5 protein-coding genes are annotated in these 4,207 nt (G+C 65.2%); 4 read left to right on the forward strand and 1 reads right to left on the reverse strand.

Annotated elements, in window-relative coordinates:
* The 4 genes from AC2VOU_RS12435 (at window position 1) to AC2VOU_RS12450 (ending at window position 3,437) form a co-directional block, all read left to right on the forward strand.
* Window positions 1–483 (forward strand): hypothetical protein, encoded by a 483-nt coding sequence (locus AC2VOU_RS12435; protein WP_486957655.1) that lies wholly within the window; start codon window positions 1–3, stop codon window positions 481–483.
* A gap of 183 nt (window positions 484–666) precedes the next feature.
* The gene (locus tag AC2VOU_RS12440) at window positions 667–1,404 is read left to right on the forward strand and encodes a cutinase family protein (RefSeq protein WP_486957656.1); all 738 of its coding nucleotides are present in this window, start codon (window positions 667–669) and stop codon (window positions 1,402–1,404) included.
* A gap of 258 nt (window positions 1,405–1,662) precedes the next feature.
* Window positions 1,663–2,751: an NAD(P)H-dependent amine dehydrogenase family protein gene (locus tag AC2VOU_RS12445; RefSeq protein ID WP_486957657.1), complete on the forward strand. Its 1,089-nt coding sequence runs from the start codon at window positions 1,663–1,665 to the stop codon at window positions 2,749–2,751.
* A gap of 107 nt (window positions 2,752–2,858) precedes the next feature.
* Complete coding sequence (locus tag AC2VOU_RS12450; RefSeq protein WP_486957659.1) at window positions 2,859–3,437, forward strand: hypothetical protein; 579 nt, start codon at window positions 2,859–2,861, stop codon at window positions 3,435–3,437.
* Window positions 3,438–3,451: 14 nt separating this feature from the next.
* Here the strand turns inward: AC2VOU_RS12450 and AC2VOU_RS12455 are convergent.
* The coding region (locus AC2VOU_RS12455) for an amidohydrolase family protein (RefSeq protein ID WP_486957658.1) at window positions 3,452–4,207 on the reverse strand (756 nt) is incomplete at its 5' end.

Below are 4,207 nucleotides of genomic sequence, written 5' to 3' on the forward strand. Positions count from 1 at the left end.
ATGTCGGGCACGCCCTACATCACCGGCGGCAATTCGCCCGCCGGGACGGACTGCTCGGGTCTGGCATCGCTGGTTTCGAATGTTGCAACTGACCGGCCGGCCTTCAGCGGCAGATTCAACACCGGCGACGAAGAGTCGGCGCTGCTGGCGCGCGGATTCAAGTACGGCACGGCGCCCGGCGCTGTGGTGATCGGCTGGAACCGTGGTCACACCGCAGTGACGCTGCCCGACGGCACCCCCGTCTCCAGCGGCGAAGGCGGCGGCGTGCGCATCGGCGGCGGCGGTGCCTACCAGCCTCAGTTCACCCATCACATGTATCTGCCGGTGGACGGTGACGGGCCGCCCGATGCCCCGGCGCCAGTCCTGGTGGACGCGGTGGCCCCTGAGCCGCCACCTCCGCCGGCTCCGGAACCCGTCGGCCCTCCGGCTGGGGACCCGCCCAACGATGCGCCGGCACCGCCGGCACCGCCGGTCGGCGACTAGCGAGGCCGTTCAGGCCGAAAACCGTGCGCGATAGCGGGCGAAACGGCCGGTAGACCATGCGCGTCGAGTCCGAACAGCTCGGGCGATGTCGCCGCACACCCACAATCGCCGCAGACCCGCACTCAGGCTTTGCTCAGGCAATTCTTAGTTTGGGAAAACTTCCGTGTGGGAACCTTGTGCGTCATGAACGTGTATCCCGTCACCTGTCTTGTCAGCACAGCGGTGGCCGCGGTGTGGGGGCTCGGAGTCTCCGCAGCACCGGCCGCCGCCGCTCCCCCTTCCCGGCAGTGCCCGGATGCCCAAGTCATCTTCGCGCGCGGCACCGGCGAGGAGCCGGGCGTGGGGCCGACCGGCCAGGCCTTCGTCGACGCTCTCCGTACTCGGTTACCCGGCAAGTCGTTGGACGTCTATCCGGTGAACTACCCGGCCAGCGATCAGTGGTCGACCGGACTCGATGGCATCCGGGACGCCAGTGCACACGTCGTATCCGAGGCCACCACCTGCCCCAACACCAAGATCGTGCTCGGCGGGTATTCGCAGGGCGCAGCGGTAGCGGGCTTTGTGACGTCGCCGGCAGTTCCGGACTCGGTGCCGCAAGACGTGGATCCGGCGTCGATTCCCAAGCCGCTGGATCCGTCCATGGCCAATCATGTTGCGGCGGTGGTGCTGTTCGGATCGCCGAACGTGCGGGCGATGAATTTTCTCGGCCAGCCCCAGCTCGTGATCGGGCCGCAGTATCAGCCAAAGACCATCGAGGTCTGTGCGGTCGAAGACCCGGTGTGCTCGGATGGGGTGAACTTCGCGGCACACAACAGCTACGTCGACGACGGCAGCGTGATCGCTCAAGGGGCCGACTTCGCGGCCAATCACATCCTGGGAACCGGTGGCCCAGCGCCGCAACACACCGGCTTCGGCAACTGAATCGATCCGCGCGTCTCGACCGTGCGGCAGGCGGTCGCAGATCTGGACGGACCGCAGCGGGTTGACGCGGCAATGACGTTGGCGCTCAGTTTTATCTGATCCGGCCCGCTGGGCCACCTCATGTTCGAATTTGCCGCGCCGACGACCTGCGGCAGCTGACGAGTGCGCCATGACGGGCGTGATTCGCCGCGGCTGCGTTCGACGTGGGCTAGCGTCGGGTGCGGTCTGCCGCGCGCATCCAGGGATGGAGAACAAGCTATGGCGATCCGAGTCGCCCACGTCGCCACCGGAAACGTGGGTCGCCTGGCGCTCACCGAACTGATCGCCAACCCGCAGTTCGAGCTGACCGGGCTGTGCGTCTCGACGCCGGACAAGATCGGCAGAGACGCCAGCGAACTCGCCGGTCTCGACGTAGCCACCGGAATCGCGGCGGTCGACAGCCTGGACGCGCTGATCGCAGCCAAGCCGGAGTGCATCGTGTACTGCGCGATGGGCGACACGCGTCTGCCCGACGCGATGGCCGACGTCATGCGGATTCTCGCCGCCGGTATCAATGTCGTGGGTTCGTCACCTGGGTTGCTGCAATACCCCTGGGGTGTGCTGCCGGAGAAATACATCCGGCGAGTGGAAGACGCTGCCCAACAGGGTAATTCGAGTCTGTTCATCAGTGGTGTCGATCCGGGCTTTGCCAACGACCTGATTCCGCTGGCGCTGGCCGGCACCTGCCAACGCATTGAGCAGGTGCGCTGCATGGAAATCCATGACTACGCGTCGTACGACGGCGCGGAAGTGATGCACTACATGGGATTCGCTCGGCCGATGGACGAGATTCCGATGCTGCTGCAGCCGGGTGTCCTCAGCATCGCCTGGGGAACGGCGATCCGGCAGCTGGCGGCGGGCCTGGGTATCGAGGTTGACGAGATCACCGAGTCCTACCAGCGTGAGCCGGCGCCGGAGGATTTCGACATCGCGGTCGGTCGCGTGGCCAAAGGCAGCGTTGCCGTCCTGCAGTTCGAGATCTGTGGCATGGTCGACGGTCACCCGGCGATCGTCATCGAACACATCACCCGGTTGCGCCCTGACCTGCGGCCAGACTTACCTCAGCCTGCTGCGGGTGGCGGGTCCTACCGCGTCGAGATCACCGGCGAGCCCTCGTATGCGGTGGACATTGTTCCGAGCAGTCGGTTCGGCGACCACAACCAAGCCGCCATCTCCGGTGCCGCGGGGCGCATCGTCAACGCCATCCCGGCGGTGATCGCGGCGTCGCCCGGCATCAGGACGACATTAGATCTGCCGCTGATCACCGGGAGTGGCTTGTACGCCCGCCAAGACATCGTGACGAGATAGTCGATATCGCCCGGCAGCGCAAAAGCCGACGACCGATCGCAGTTCACGTGGCCCTGGGATACGGTTTGCGCTAAGCGACGCGAAAAGGAGAGTTTGGTGTGATGAGGATCCTGCCGCCGGTGATCGCCACGACGGCAATCGCGGCGACACTGGTGGGTGCGTCGGCCGTCGGCTGCAGCAGCGGTTCGAAGCCATCAGCGACGTCTTCGGCATCCGCTACCTCTCGCCACCCCGCCATCAGCGACTACACCACCCTGCTGATCAAAGCCAGCGACATCAAGGCCCCCGACGCCTTTACCGCCGGCCCGGCCATCAAAGATCCGAACGGCAAGCCGGGCGCGGCGGTCACGTTCACTGACGCAGACCACAGCCACTCCATCATCGACACCATCGAGATCCTGCCGGACACTGATGCTGCCGCCACTGCTCTCGATTCGGCCAAGGCCACGCATCGCCAGACACTGCTCGCCAAATCGCTGCGCGTGGAGGTCGGGACAGGAGGTTCGACGGTCAGCGGGCTGTCGCCGGACCACTCCAAGGGCGTGACCGTACTGATGTTCACCGAGGGCAATGCGCTGGTCACGATGCAGTTCGATGGGCCCTCCTTCGCGCTGGCACCACCGGAGTTCGTCGCCGACGTCGGCCAAAAGCAAGACGAAGTGATTAAAAAGGCTCTGGGCAGTTGACGTCGCGACTGCGACTAAAACGCATCCGGATTCTGCTGGACCTCGACTGGTACGGGGTGGCTGTACAGGCGTGAGGCGTTCTCCCAGGTGAACTTTCGGATCAGCGGCGACGGCAGGTTGCCGATCTGTTCGTGCACGGTCTGCTGGGTGTGCGGCCAGGTCGAGTCGCAGTGCGGGTAATCGGCTTCCAGCATGATGTTGTCGGCCCCGATCCGGTCGTGCTGCACAAACGAGGATTTATCTTCCACGGCGCAGAACCAGAAGTTGCGGGTGAACACCTCGGCCGGAGTCAGGCTCTCCCCCAGTGTCGCCCACGTGCCGTACATTTCGTGATAGCTCAGCATGTGGTCCAGCCGATCCAATAGTCCTGCCACCCAACCGATTCCGCCCTCGGACAGGCATATTTTGAGGTCGGGGAACCTGCTCGGCAATCCGGAGTACAGCCAGTCGACCGCCGCCGAAATGGCGTACGCGAAAAACAGCACGCCCTGCACGTCCGGTGGCGCGTCGTCGGTAGTAGACGGTGACGATCCCGACGAACCGATGTGCAGGTTCACCACGGTCCCGGTTTCGGCGCACGCCGCCATCACCGGGTCCCAGTGGCCGGAGTGAATGCTCGGCAACCCCAGCATCGAGGGATTTTCGCTGAAGGTGACCGCATGGAAACCGCGCTCGGCGTTCTCACGGATCAGTTCTGCGCCGAGGTCAGGATCCAACAGCCACGGCAACTGGCAGGGGATGATGCGGCCGGGGTGCGACCCCGCCCACAC

The organism is Mycobacterium sp. TH-M25 (assembly GCF_057473665.1).

What these genes read in the sequence shown, in the direction of transcription:
- AC2VOU_RS12435 (WP_486957655.1), top strand. Translation starts at nt 1, where the DNA reads ATGTCGGGCACGCCCTACATCACCGGCGGCAATTCGCCCGCCGGGACG.
- AC2VOU_RS12440 (WP_486957656.1), top strand. Translation starts at nt 667, where the DNA reads ATGAACGTGTATCCCGTCACCTGTCTTGTCAGCACAGCGGTGGCCGCG.
- AC2VOU_RS12445 (WP_486957657.1), top strand. Translation starts at nt 1,663, where the DNA reads ATGGCGATCCGAGTCGCCCACGTCGCCACCGGAAACGTGGGTCGCCTG.